Genomic DNA, 13,159 nt, shown 5'->3' with positions numbered 1-13,159 from the left:
GAAAGGAGGCATCCAGAATAAGTGCTCAATCATAATTATATCACAGAACTTTTGAAATCAAAAGATATCATTCTCCACCAAGTAGTAGAAAGCGAAAAGGAGGTAGAACTGCACATAAGTCAGACGCAAAAACCTCACAAGTGTCCTAAGTGTGGTAGTATCACAAGCAAGATACATGATTATCGTGTCCAAAGAGTAAAGGACGTACCAATAATGGGTAAGAGAACATATTTAGTTTTAAGAAAGCGAAGATATGTTTGCAAAGAATGTGGAAAGAAATTTTTTGAACACATAAATTTTTTAGGCAAGGACAAAGAATGACAAATAGATTAGCAGCATACATTATAAGTCAGCTCAGTAGCTTAAGCAGTATGAAAGAAGTGGCAAGACAGACAAATGTATCAGTTACAACAGTTATGAGGTTATTTGATAAGGTAAGTCCTACCAAGAAAATAGAGGATTTTTCTTCTGAGGCGATATGCATAGATGAATTCAAAGGAAATGCAGGTGGAGCTAAATATCAGTGTATAATTGTGGACCCTGTGAAAAAGCAGATAGTAGAAATTTTAAAAGACAGAAGACAAGATGTTTTGATTGAATATTTTAAGAGATTGAAGGATAGGGATAAAGTAAAATATTTTGTATGTGACATGTGGAGACAATTTGTGGAGACAGCAAAGATATATTTTAAAAACGCGAAAATAGTAATAGACAAATTTCATTTTACAAGATATGTGTATTGGGCGTTAGAAAATGTAAGGAAGAGAGTACAAAAGGAATTAGAAGATAATTTAAGGAAGTATTTCAAGAGAAGCAGGAAACTACTGTTAAAGTCTTATGAAGAACTTACAGCAGAGCAGAGAGAAGAGTTAGAAGTGATGTTTTGGTACAGTAGAGATTTAAGGAAAGCGCATAGACTCAAGGAAGAATTTAGAAAAGTTTTGGAAAGCAGTAATTCAGCACAAGCAAAAGTTGAATTAAAAAATGGATAGAGGCAGCAGAGAGAAGTGGCCTTTCTGAATTTTGCAGATGTATAAAGGTTTTTAGGAACTGGTTTTCAGAGATAGTAAATTCATTTGATGTTCCATATACAAATAGTGTAACAGAAGGTTTTAACAATAAGATAAAAGTTTTAAAGAGAAATGCATTTGGATATAGAAATTTTGAGAGATTTAGAAAGAGGATTTTATACAGTTGTGGTAGTTAGGAGTTAGAAAGAGAATATTTAAAACCCGCAAAAGTCGCGGGGAAAGGCAATATTAGGTTTTTAAAATTATTTACCTGTAATAGGCATATATTACAATTAATGCTTGGTTGATAAAACTGAAAAAGGTGGGCATTCAGAGTACCCACCCCAACTCTTGACAAAGAGCCAAAATAGAAAGGATGTTAAAACAAGACCGACCGAGAAAATAATTGTAGGTCGGTCTTGTTTTGTTATAAACTTGAGAAAATTGAAGAAATTTTAAGCTATTTAAAGAAAAGAGTATTCTGAGCTCAAAATTTAGCTGAAAATGGACTAAAAAAAAAAACGGGATTGACAGTGTGAAAATATATGAGATAAAATTTGCATAGAAATTCCAAGAAGAAGTTTACAGAAAAATAGTTTGAGAATAAAGTGCTCTAAATAAGAGAATAAAGAAACAATCATACTAAAAAATCAAGTGGGATGAAGAAATGAGAACTCGAATAAGTGTAAAGATATTTACCACAACGAAAGGATGTACGAAGCTGCTTTTGGGAAAGTTATAAAAAGAATTGAGGCTGCCTCCATCCTGGCATGAATATGATTAAAAAGTGTAATCTCACATTCAAAAGAAAAGTCAAAAAACTACCAGGATGGGAGAACAGCCTACTATGAATATCATATCATGAAGTAAGAAAAATATCTCCTGAAAAAGCCAGAGAATTAGTGAGAAATGTAAGAAACCAAATAAAAATCCGAAAAGAATAATGGAGCAGAATTTTATGGGGGAAGTGAAAAAAAGCTAAAGAAGTAGAAATGAGAGGCTGTCATTTTTAGGAGTAGAGCCAAATCCTATTCCACATCTACAAATAGAAAATCTTAGCTATAGCTATGATGGAAAGAAGTGGATATTAAAAGATCTAAATATGTCTATAAATAAGAATGAAATAATAAAAATTAAGGGGCCTAATGGGAGTGGAAAAACCACATTATTAAAGATTTTGATGGGAATCATCGAAGACGACAAACTTATTTACTCAGCATATTTGGATGGTAAACAGGTAAGATTTTCGGATATAAAGTTCAAATTTTCTTATGTTCCAGACAAAATATACTTACTTGAGAATCTTTCTGGTTTTAAAAATATAAAGTTTTTCTCATATGTTTTTGATGATAACGAATACATTAAAAAAGTGTATGAGTTATGCAACTTATTAAACATAAGTACGTATCTTAAACAAACTGTTTCAGAATATTCAGCAGGAATGAAGCAAAAATTATTTATAGCTATGATGCTGGCTAAAAAAGCTGAGCTGTATCTTATGGACGAGCCATTTAATAGTTTAGATACAGAAAGTAAGATTATTTTAGCAGATATTATTTTTGAAATGAAAAAGCAAGATAAGTCATTTGTAATTGTATCGCATTCAGATAGTGATAATTTAGTGTATGATAGGATTATTGACCTTGCTCAATATAAAAATCAATTATAAAGGAGGTTTTTTTAAATTGAGTAACAGAAAGGTTTGGTTATACATTATTGGATTTATCGTAATTATACTAGCTGCTGTGATACTAAGAGTGTTTTTTGAGATTAAAGGTAATGTAGCATTGTTAATCTTCATTATTCTAATTTTAGGATGGGGTAGTTTATTTCAGAGAGAGTTAATAAAATTAGTGAATAGAAGAAAATAATCGTTCTAAAATATAATTTTAGACATAAAACATTAATCATTTATAATTTACGAAGTAGCAAAAATTGTTGAAGGGACAAGGTTATAAAAACTTTGGCAAGTAAAATAAAGCCAGAGAGAAGGACATGTAAAAAAATTCTCCTGTATTTTGCCTCAGTCTAAATGACTGCCAGGTAAAGATTGATACGAGTAAAGTTTTAGATTTTTGAGAGTGCTATAGGAAGGGTAATTTGAGGCATCGATAATATTGATTATAAAGTATGTATAAAAAAATAAGCAAGAGGATAACAAGGTCGGAGAAGGTACAAGATAGAGGTATGATAAATGATGTAACTTAAATTTTTTCGGTCTTCCTCTCCTGCTCCCTAAAACACAGAAGGAAAAAAAATAAAAATTAACAGGGCTTTTCCGCAAATTTTTGTCGGACAAAGCCCTGTATTTTCCCTTAGAATAATTACCCACCCAGATATGCTTTTTTAACCTCAGGATTTGCTGCAATTTCTTTTGCCTCTCCGGATAAAACAATTTTACCCGTCTCTATTACATATGCTCTGTCAGCTATTGAAAGTGCCATGTTAGCATTCTGTTCAATCAGAAGAATAGTTGTCCCCTGAGAATTAATTTCTTTTATTATCTTAAAAATCTCTGTTACAAGTATAGGTGCAAGTCCCATAGAAGGCTCATCAAGCAGAAGTAATTTGGGTCTTGACATTAGAGACCTTCCGATTGCCAGCATTTGCTGTTCTCCGCCAGAAAGTGTCCCTGCAAGTTGATTTTTTCTTTCATATAGTCTTGGAAATCTTTCAAACACAAGTTCTAAGTCTTTTTTTATTGCCTGTTTATCTTTCCTCAAAAAAGCTCCAAGCTCCAAATTTTCTAATACCGTCATTTCAGGAAACACGCGTCTTCCTTCTGGCACGTGAGAAATGCCAAGTTTAACAATCTCCATTGAAGATTTTTTGGTAATATCAATATCCTCAAACAAAATAGTGCCTGAACGTGGTCTTATCAAACCAGATATAGTCTTTAGCAGCGTTGATTTTCCTGCACCATTTGCTCCGATTAATGTTACAATCTCTCCTTTTTTAACCTCAAGTGAAACAGAAAACAATGCTTGAATAGCACCGTAAAATACGTCAATTTCATTTACTTTAAGCAAACTCTAAATCCCCCTCTCCAAGGTAGGCTTCTATCACACGAGGGTTGTTCTTGACCTCAATAGGAGTTCCGACAGCTATAACTTCTCCATAGTCAAGAACATAGATTTTCTCACATATGTCCATTACAACCGACATGTCATGTTCAATTAAAAGTATAGTCAAATCAAACTTCTCTTTTATAAATTTAATAAGGTTCTTTAGTTCCTGTGTTTCTTGAGGATTCATTCCAGCTGCTGGTTCGTCTAATAAAAGCAGTTTTGGTGATGTTGCAAGTGCACGAACAATTTCAAGCTTCCTTTGTTCACCATAGGGTAGATTTTTAGCAAGTTCAAATCTTTTTTCATAAAGTCCAAAAATTTTTAGAAGTTCTTCAGCTTTTTTATGATTTTGTTCCTCTTCTTTCAAAAACTTCGATGTTCTGAAAATCGCATCAAAAAGGTTATAACTAATGTTCTTATGAAAAGAAATTTTCACATTGTCAATTACACTGAGTTCCTTGAACAATCTTATGTTCTGAAAAGTCCTTGAAATCCCCAGCGCAGAAACCTGGTATGTCTTTTTATAAGTAATATCGTAGTTTGAAAATTCTATCCTGCCAGTATTAGGATTATATATACCTGAAATCACATTGAACACTGTGGTTTTCCCAGCACCATTGGGACCGATTAGCCCGATTATTGCACCTTTTTCAATATCAATGTTGACATTGTTCAGAGCTATAATTCCTCCAAAATTTACTGTTACATTTTTTATTCTAAGCATTTTTCTCACCACCAATTGGTATAAGCTTTGAAAGTTTTATTTCTTTTGTCCCCATAAGCCCTTGAGGCCTAAATAACATAATTATTATCAAAATAATAGAGTATAAGACCATCCTCACAGCTGGATAATCTTGTAATAACGCAGAGATTATAGTTAAAACTATAGCGGAGATAATTGAACCTGATATGCTTCCAAGCCCACCCAAAACAACTATTACTAATATGTCAATTGATTTAAAGAAGTTGAACATATCTGGCTGAATAAATCCAAAAGAACCAGAATAAATTGAGCCTGCAACACCTGCAAAAAAGGCACCTATCATAAATGCAAGGACTTTATATAAAGTTGTATTGATTCCCATAGCTTCTGCAGCTATCTCATCTTCTCTGATGGCAATCATAGCTCTACCAAACGAGGAATTGATAATGTTTAATATAACCACTACACTTAAAACTGTAATGACAAAATATCCGGTCCAGTCAATTCCTTGTGGTATATCACTTATTCCACTTGCTCCACCTAAGTAATCTATATTCTGTATGATTACTCTTATAATCTCTCCAAAACCAAGTGTAGCAATTGCAAGATAGTCACCCCTCAGCCTTAGCACAGGAAGACCAATAATAAGACCACATATCATTGCAAACAACCCACCAATTAAAACGGTGAGATAAAATGGTACTGGTTTTTCAAGAGTTGTTAAAACTGCAGTTGTATATGCTCCAATTGCCATAAATCCTGCGTGTCCAAGGGAAAACTGACCAGTGATACCATTTATTAAATTTAAACTAACAGCCAAAATAATATTTAACATTATCAAAAAGAGGTTTAGTTTGATATAATCGTCTATAATACCAATCTTTATTAAAAGCATTATTATTAAATACAAAACAATTATAAATACAGAATATACCAGAAGTCTTTTCTTCATCTTTCCCTACACCTTCTCTTTTATATTTTTTCCAAGCAGACCTGAAGGTTTTATAATCAAAATCAATATCAAAAGGGCAAACGCAACTGCATCTTTATACATAGAACTGCCATATCCACTAACAAGTGTTTCAATAATACCAAGTGAAAATCCACCAAGCATTGCACCAGGAATGATACCTATTCCGCCAAACACAGCGGCTATAAAAGCTTTGAGGCCAGGTAGAACACCCATAAGAGGGTTTATAGTGTTATAGTAAAGTCCAACTAAAACACCAGCTGCTGCAGCAAGAGCAGAACCAATTGCAAATGTATATGAAATTGTAGTGTCGACGTTTATCCCCATAAGTCTTGCTGCATCCATATCTTGAGATACTGCTCTCATTGCTTTTCCTACCTTTGTTCTTTTGACAACAAAGTTTAAAATTATCATTAAAATGATTGTAATAATTAAAAGGTATATCTGTTTATTGTTTATTACAATCTTGCTTTGAAACAAATGATAATTTTTTTCATCAACAAGCCTGGGAAAAACTCTCGAATCAGCACCCATTACTATTTGCATCAAATTTTCCAAAAGTAGTGAAACGCCAATTGCTGTTATTAATGCTGAGATTCGTGGTGAGTTTCTCAAAGGCTTGTAGGCAAATTTCTCAATAAGCATTCCTAAAATGCTGCAGAACATCATAGAAATAATCAAAGAAGGTATTAAACCCAGTTTCAAATATGTAACACTCAAATACGCAATATATGCGCCAACCATAAAAATGTCACCATGAGCAAAGTTTATAAGTTTTATTATCCCATATACCATGGTATAACCAAGACTTATAAGAGCATAAATACTTCCAAGAGTTATACCATTTATTAATTGTTGCATGAAAGTAGACAACGTTTTTCTCACCTCTTTCAAAACATAAAAAATATTTTTAGAAACAAATGGTAAACAATATAAGGGAAGGGGCTATTTCACTAACAATTGCCCCTTCCGAATCTCAGTGTAACTTAGTTTTATGGATTAAGTTTCTGTTTAAATTTTTGTACACCATCTTTGAGCTCAATAATAACAGCAGATTTTTCAGCATTGTGATATTTATTTATGCTTATAATTCCTGTAACACCAACAAAGTTCTTTGTATTTTCGATTGCCGCTTTCAACCTTTCTCTGTCCTTTGCTACACTGTCAAACTTCAAGTTAGCTCTTTTGAGAGCATCTGCAATAAAATACCCAAGGTCATAACCAAGAGCAGCAAATGCATTTGGTTCTTGATTGTATTTTGCTTTAAATTTCTTTATAAACTCTTGAACCTTCACATCTGTATCTTGGGAAGAATAATGAGCAGAGAAAAACACATTGTTAGCATTCTTTTTGCCAGCTTTTTCAACAACTTTTGGATCATCAAAACCATCTGCACCAAGTATAGGAATATTCATTCCAAGTTCACGAGCTTGTTTTATGATAAGTCCTGCTTCATCATAATAAACAGGCGCAAACAGTACATCTGGATTTTTGGCTCTTATTTTTGTAAGTATGCTGCTAAAATCTTGTTCACCCTTGCCAAATGCCTCTTGAGCAATAACTTTTCCGCCGCTTTTCTCAAATATATTTTTGAAATTCTTTAATAGTCCTTTGCTATAGTCTGAAGTCGCATCATAAATTATAGCTGCCTTTTTAGCTTTCAAAGTTTTCAATGCAAAGTTTGCCATTACATTTCCCTGGAATGAGTCGTTAAAACATGTTCTGAAAACATATGCCTTTGTTTTCCCAGTTCTTTCATCAACTGTAACTGCATCATCTGTTGCAGAAGGTGAAATTATAGGAACTTTATGCTTTGTTGCAGCAACTGCAGCTGACTTTGTAGCACCTGAAGTTGCCGGTCCTAAAATAGCAAGAACATTTTCTCTTACAGCAAGTTTTGTTGCAACATTTTGAGCTTCAGTCTTGTCAGATTTGTTGTCAATAACTACAAGTTCAATCTTTTTACCTCCAATACCACCTTTTTTATTGATTTCGTCAATTGCAAGTCTTATACCTTCGAGTTCTTTTTGTCCGTATTGAGCAACTGCCTGTGAAAGTTCTAAATCTACACCTATCTTGATGGCATTTTTAGATGAAGCAAATGATACAGTAAATATTGAAAGCGCAAATACTAACAAGAGGATTATTGAAACAATTTTTTTCACTATAGTTCACTCTCCTTTTGAAAATTTTTGTATGTATTTTGTCTTTATAGTTTATAGTATAAAATATCTTTAGATTGAATACAAGTATTCAGAGTGTTTTTTCTGCTGTTGTTATAGACATCATTATTTCCACGTTGTAAAATTAATATAATTGAAAGAAAACCATAGGGTAGGTAAGGAGTGAGTAAATATGTACTTTAAGTCGGCAGGTCCTCATAATACTCTTGAGACAATTGAGCTTGCGATAAAAACTGCAATTGAAAGAAATATTAACTATATTGTGGTGGCTTCATGCAGTGGAAGTACAGCTAAACTTCTAAAAGATTGTGGGAAAAATGTTGTAGTTGTAACACACGTAAATGGTTTTTCTGAACCTGGAAAGATGGAAATAAGCCAGCAAATTATTGAAGAGCTTAAAGCAATGGGATTTAAGGTCTATACAGGCACACATGTTTTGTCAGGAGCTGAAAGAGGAATATCGAGAAAGTTTGGTGGAGTATATCCAGTTGAAATTATGGCACATACACTTAGAATGCTTGGGCAAGGCGTGAAGGTTGCAGTAGAGATTTCTGTTATGGCTTTAGATGCAGGACTGATACCGTATGGAGAAGATATAATTGCGATTGGTGGAACATCTGAAGGTGCTGATACTGCTGTAATTATAAGACCTTCACATGCAGCTTCTATATTTGAAACAAAAATTAAAGAAATAATTTGCAAACCTTACGATTTTTAAAAAGCCATATAGGTTGTTAAACAAGAAAAAGAAAAAAGCTTGACATGATAAAAAGAAGAGAAGTATAATAAATTTTAGAAAAATATAATTGCACAAAATAAAAATTTTGTGCAATGAAGGGAATGAGAAAATGAATTTTTCTGATATTCCATCTTATGTTGCAGATTTTTTGAATTATATGATTACAATCAAAAATAAATCTCCAAATACCATCAAAGAATATTATTACGACTTGAGAAACTTTTTGAGATATCTAAAAGCAAAAGATCTGAATATGCTCAGCCAAATCGAAAAGATTGAAGACCTTGAAAATATTGATGTAAGCAATTTTGAAATTGAAAAGCTAAAAGCCTTAACTCTTAGCAATCTGTATGAATATTTTTCTTTTCTTGCTACACATTTTAACAACGGTCCTTATGCAAGAGCCCGAAAAGTTGCATCAATTAGAAGCTTTTTTAAATATCTTTACAGCAAAGCTAAACTCATTCCTGATAACCCTGCAAAAGATTTAGAATCGCCAAAACTTGGTAAAAGAAATCCAAGGTATCTTACACTTGATGAAAGCAAAAAGCTACTTTCTGCAATTGATGGTGAAAATAAAGAAAGGGACTTTGCAATAATTACTATTTTTCTAAACTGCGGATTGCGCCTTTCAGAGCTTGTAAATATAAACCTTTCGGATATAAAAGATGATATGCTCAGGATTGTTGGTAAAGGCAATAAAGAAAGAATAATATACTTAAACAAAGCCTGTAAAGATGCTATTGAAAACTATTTGAAAGTCCGCCCTACAGAAGGTGTAAAAGACAAAGATGCTCTTTTTTTGAGTGAAAGAAAGAAAAGAATTAGCAGAAGAACTGTTCAATACATTGTTGAAAAGTATGTGAAGATGGCAGGTATAAATCAGAAAAAGATTTCTGCCCACAAGCTTCGTCACACTGCAGCAACACTTATGTACAGGCACGGCAAAGTTGATATAAGGTCTCTTCAGACTATCTTGGGTCATCAAAGTATCTCCACAACAGAGATTTATACTCATGTAAATGACGATGACATCAAAAAAGCCTTTGAAAAAAACCCCCTCTCAGGAGAAAACCAGGACGTGTTGGACTCCTGATAAGGGGGTTTTATTTTGTGCACAGAAGTTTGTACGTTTTTACATCTACAAATTTTAACACTTGCCCAGGATACAAAATTGCATTTTCTAACTTATTTACCTTTCGTACAAAAGAGATATAATCGCGAATGTCTACACTATCATCAACAAAATTCTTTGAAATTGTCCACAGCGAATCTCCCTCTTTTACCTTCACAAATATCCAATTTATATTCTTTTCTTTATCAATTCCCTTCCCTTCTCCAATCGAAATCATCAAAACTGTTATAACAAATACCATTATAAGAAGCAATGCAATACCAAAACGAAACTTATTTTTTATAACAACTTTTGTTCTCATAAAATATTCATTCTCTCCGATAAAATGTTCTATATAAAGAATATCAAACAAATGTTTATATGTCAAGAGGTAATACAAAAAAGTATTTAATACTTTTATTTTTACAAATCTCTTTAGATAATTTTTTATTTCCTCCTGCTATTTTCGTTATATCACTTGCTAAATGAAAATTATCCAATATAAATTCTGCTCCATCTATTTACTCTAATCTCTTCTTTATTTAATAAATATGAATAAATCTTTCTTTTCTAATATTAGAAAAGTAGTTACTTTAAGTCAAATATTTAAAATTCCAATTATAACAAAATTTCAAGGCTGCCAGTTCGCTCCAGAACATATGAAATGATCTTTCTCAACTGGCAGCCTTGAATTATTCCGTTTGACGTATAATTGTAATATCTTAAATTATCCTTAGTATTTTTAACAAGAATACTATAAATATTACTAAACCTCCTAAGCCATATAAGCCAACACTTTGTTTGTAAACCGCAAATAAAGATACACACTCCAAATAAATTGGTACTATAATTGCAATTTTACTCCATTTCTTTTTACTCTTAACTATTCCTAATACAAATAAAAAGGCTAAAATAGAATATAATATAAAAAAAGCTATCAGCATAGAAATATCACCCCATTTTTAAATAAAATGTATTAACGAAAATGAAGGGTGTTTAAATAATTTTAAGATAAGCCGTTTTTCTTGGTAAATAATCATTCAAAATTTTATTGCCAACTTTCTATTTTTGAGTGTTTCGTTAATTCATTTTTCAAAACAAGAAAGATTATTTGAATTTTACATACTCCCGAAACTACTAAACTTTCTATTTAACAAGGGGTTGCCTATTCTATATTCAAATAAGCAGTCCCTAAAAGTTTAATTTTTATCTTGAATTCATTAGTGCATTTTTACCGGTCTAAAATATTTATATAAAAAACCTCTACTCGCATCAATTCTTATTTCATCCTCATTAACCTCAATAATTATTTTACCACACAGCCAATTTGTAAGCTTATGCGGTGTTGTTGCAATAATTTTGTTGGCATCTTTTTCAATTTTAGTGTAATACCCTGTTCTTTTTATTCGTTCTTCTAATTCATTTTCTGATATAGTACCTTTTTTATAGACATATACTTCATGATCACATAAGTAACCAAAAATAATTGCCATTGTCAAAGAGCACAAAAATATCATCAAACCAAATACTAATATAATTTCCGGCTTTACATATAAATCATTTAATTTTGCTACTATCAACACAAACAAACCAACTCCTGCTGAAGCACCAAAACAGTATGCAAAACATTTTAAAATCGATTTAAAAAGCAATCCCTATCACCTACTTTTACTTCATAATTAAAATGGAGTAAAGGAACCAATTGCCCCAATCACCATTGCAGCTGACCACGCTGTTTTAAACATATCTTTAACTTCACCAGTATTATAAGCAATTACAGCCCCTGCAGCCATTCCATACGTAAAGCCTAATACTGCACCTGCTATCGCACCGAATATTCTATTACCATTTATTTTTTTTTTTTAATTTATTGTCTTTTAAGACTGTATAATCTTTTAAGCTGATCTAATAACCAATATACACCACCTCCAATAATTGCGCCAACAAAAGAACTAACAGGTTCTGCCGCTGAGCCAAAAGCTGAACCAGCAACACACAAACACCCAATACTGTCCCACCAACTTCACTAAGATAAAAACCCAAGTCGTTCAAACCCAATTCCCACCTGAAATGTTTAGTAATATTGACATTGCAAAAATATTCAATATCAACAAGCCCTTCTGTGGACTTAATTACTTAAAAAACTTTTCAAAAAATTCCTTTTTTCTTTCTTGAATCTCTCATTTGGTACAAGAAATACCAAAATCCCTGTCCATATTTTATAGTATCTTTTCTTCATCTCTCCATCCCACTTGATTTTTAGTATGTTGCCTTCTTTATTCTCTTATTTAGGATATTTTGTACTCATGCTATTTTTCTGTAAATTTCTTCTTGAAATTTCTATGTAAATTTTATCTTATACATTTTCACTCTGTCAATCCCGTTTTTTTTTAGCCCATTTTCAACTAAATTTTGAGCTCAGAATATACTTTTCTTTAAATAGCTTAAATTTTCTTGAGTTTTTTAAATGATAAGTTTGAAAATAGGAAAAATATATCGTTTGTTTAATAAAAGAAATAACCACATAGAGTAAATGTAGTAACAAAAGAAAAAGCCCTCTGTGTTACAATTTTGATTTTAGAGAAAAGCTGCAACAAAACATAAGGGAAGATAAAAAATAAAGAATAGAACAACCAATGAAATGTAATTTGTTTCAAATTTTCACCATGTGCTTAAAGACAAAAATGGATTTACTACTTTTATTTTACCAAAATACTGACCAGAATTTAAATCTTCACTCCATACTACCGAACATCCCAAACTGATAGCGCTACAAAGTATCAAAGCATCCCAAAAAGAGATTTTATATCTTTGTGAGAGCTTGATGGCTTCTAAAATATCTTCTACTTCAATTGTGGCTACCTTCCATAACTTTAAGTCTGATATGATTTGAAAAGCAGTATCAAAACTTATAGGATTTTTAACTTTTTTTGTAACAACAACAAAAAATTCTTGAAGAACTTGAGTGCTCAGCGCGCCATTTCTTTCTTTCCAAAGTTTCTCCACAATTTGTTTAGCTACTACGTGCTTTTCACCTGCAGATTTATCATAAGCATAGACCAAAATATTTGTGTCAACAAATTGATAGTTACTTTCTTTCATATAAATCTTCTCTCCTCCACGTGATTGCTCCACCTGTTCCAAGGTCAAATCCTTCTTCTAAAAGCTTAAGATGCTGTAGATAAATCTTTTGATATGATTCCTCTCTATTTACAAGCTCTTCTAACAAGCTTGTAAGCAGCGCAGAAATAGATGTATTCCTTTCAACAGCAATATGTTTTATCTTTTGAATAAGTTCCTTAGGAAGAGACAAAGTAATATTCTGATACTTACGCATGTTTTTCACCTCCACGTAAAATAGTGTATCACATA

Annotated in this window: 14 protein-coding genes and 2 pseudogenes; 6 read left to right on the top strand and 10 right to left on the bottom strand. The window is 32.2% G+C overall.

All coding sequences use genetic code 11. The features are described from left to right. Positions 1-21 precede the first annotated feature (21 nt). The 4 genes and pseudogenes from CALKRO_RS13840 to CALKRO_RS06700 all read left to right on the top strand — a co-directional run bounded on the left by CALKRO_RS13840 (position 22) and on the right by CALKRO_RS06700 (position 2,881). Positions 22-1,207, top strand: a pseudogene (locus CALKRO_RS13840) (ISL3 family transposase). 711 nt (positions 1,208-1,918) lie between these two features. Then, positions 1,919-2,046 (top strand): annotated as a pseudogene (locus CALKRO_RS14210) (IS481 family transposase); the annotation flags it as partial. Continuing rightward, positions 2,041-2,679, top strand: coding sequence for an ATP-binding cassette domain-containing protein (locus CALKRO_RS06705; protein WP_013430292.1), 639 nt, complete (start codon positions 2,041-2,043; stop codon positions 2,677-2,679). The pseudogene CALKRO_RS14210 and the gene CALKRO_RS06705, both read left to right, overlap by 6 nt. Before the next feature lie 16 nt (positions 2,680-2,695). Beyond that, on the top strand, positions 2,696-2,881 hold the full coding sequence (locus CALKRO_RS06700) for a hypothetical protein (RefSeq protein WP_013430291.1): 186 nt from the start codon (positions 2,696-2,698) through the stop codon (positions 2,879-2,881). Positions 2,882-3,334: 453 nt separating this feature from the next. Here the strand turns inward: CALKRO_RS06700 and CALKRO_RS06695 are convergent, their stop codons facing one another. From CALKRO_RS06695 to CALKRO_RS06675, 5 genes are all read right to left on the bottom strand, one after another. After that, positions 3,335-4,039 carry an ABC transporter ATP-binding protein gene (locus CALKRO_RS06695; RefSeq protein WP_013430290.1) on the bottom strand — a complete coding sequence of 235 codons (705 nt, stop codon included), beginning with the start codon at positions 4,037-4,039 and terminating at the stop codon, positions 3,335-3,337. After that, a complete protein-coding gene (locus tag CALKRO_RS06690; protein ID WP_013430289.1) occupies positions 4,032-4,802 on the bottom strand; it encodes an ABC transporter ATP-binding protein in 771 nt (256 codons plus the stop codon). Before CALKRO_RS06690 ends, CALKRO_RS06695 begins: the two co-directional genes overlap by 8 nt. Further along, on the bottom strand, positions 4,795-5,733 hold the full coding sequence (locus tag CALKRO_RS06685) for a branched-chain amino acid ABC transporter permease (RefSeq protein ID WP_013430288.1): 939 nt from the start codon (positions 5,731-5,733) through the stop codon (positions 4,795-4,797). The genes CALKRO_RS06690 and CALKRO_RS06685 overlap by 8 nt, the downstream gene beginning before the upstream one ends. A 6-nt stretch (positions 5,734-5,739) precedes the next feature. Further along, positions 5,740-6,624, bottom strand: coding sequence for a branched-chain amino acid ABC transporter permease (locus CALKRO_RS06680; RefSeq protein WP_013430287.1), 885 nt, complete (start codon positions 6,622-6,624; stop codon positions 5,740-5,742). 119 nt (positions 6,625-6,743) lie between these two features. Beyond that, positions 6,744-7,916, bottom strand: a complete 1,173-nt coding sequence (locus CALKRO_RS06675) for an ABC transporter substrate-binding protein (protein WP_013430286.1) — start codon at positions 7,914-7,916, stop codon at positions 6,744-6,746. Between the two features lie 190 nt (positions 7,917-8,106). Between CALKRO_RS06675 and CALKRO_RS06670 the strand changes: the two genes are divergently transcribed. Both CALKRO_RS06670 and xerA read left to right on the top strand, forming a co-directional pair. Continuing rightward, positions 8,107-8,652, top strand: a complete 546-nt coding sequence (locus CALKRO_RS06670; protein WP_013430285.1) for a pyruvate kinase alpha/beta domain-containing protein — start codon at positions 8,107-8,109, stop codon at positions 8,650-8,652. Positions 8,653-8,782: 130 nt separating this feature from the next. Further along, complete coding sequence (gene xerA / locus CALKRO_RS06665) at positions 8,783-9,769, top strand: site-specific tyrosine recombinase/integron integrase (RefSeq protein ID WP_013430284.1); 987 nt, start codon at positions 8,783-8,785, stop codon at positions 9,767-9,769. A gap of 10 nt (positions 9,770-9,779) precedes the next feature. Here the strand turns inward: xerA and CALKRO_RS06660 are convergent, their stop codons facing one another. The 5 genes from CALKRO_RS06660 to CALKRO_RS06635 form a co-directional block, all read right to left on the bottom strand. Further along, entirely contained in the window at positions 9,780-10,109 is a 330-nt protein-coding gene (locus CALKRO_RS06660) for a LysM peptidoglycan-binding domain-containing protein (protein ID WP_013430283.1), read from the bottom strand. A gap of 898 nt (positions 10,110-11,007) precedes the next feature. Beyond that, entirely contained in the window at positions 11,008-11,370 is a 363-nt protein-coding gene (locus tag CALKRO_RS06650; RefSeq protein WP_237699041.1) for a hypothetical protein, read from the bottom strand. A 322-nt stretch (positions 11,371-11,692) separates the two neighbouring features. Further along, positions 11,693-11,839 carry a hypothetical protein gene (locus tag CALKRO_RS13610; RefSeq protein ID WP_158304417.1) on the bottom strand — a complete coding sequence of 49 codons (147 nt, stop codon included), beginning with the start codon at positions 11,837-11,839 and terminating at the stop codon, positions 11,693-11,695. Positions 11,840-12,448: 609 nt separating this feature from the next. Continuing rightward, entirely contained in the window at positions 12,449-12,889 is a 441-nt protein-coding gene (locus CALKRO_RS06640; protein ID WP_013430281.1) for a PIN domain-containing protein, read from the bottom strand. Continuing rightward, positions 12,876-13,124 carry a DUF6364 family protein gene (locus tag CALKRO_RS06635; RefSeq protein ID WP_013430280.1) on the bottom strand — a complete coding sequence of 83 codons (249 nt, stop codon included), beginning with the start codon at positions 13,122-13,124 and terminating at the stop codon, positions 12,876-12,878. The genes CALKRO_RS06640 and CALKRO_RS06635 overlap by 14 nt, the downstream gene beginning before the upstream one ends. Positions 13,125-13,159: the final 35 nt, after the last annotated feature.

The organism is Caldicellulosiruptor kronotskyensis 2002 (assembly GCF_000166775.1).
GTDB lineage: Bacteria > Bacillota > Thermoanaerobacteria > Caldicellulosiruptorales > Caldicellulosiruptoraceae > Caldicellulosiruptor > Caldicellulosiruptor kronotskyensis.
Note: the sequence above shows the minus strand (reverse complement) of the source record. Positions and strands in the feature narration are given on the sequence as shown.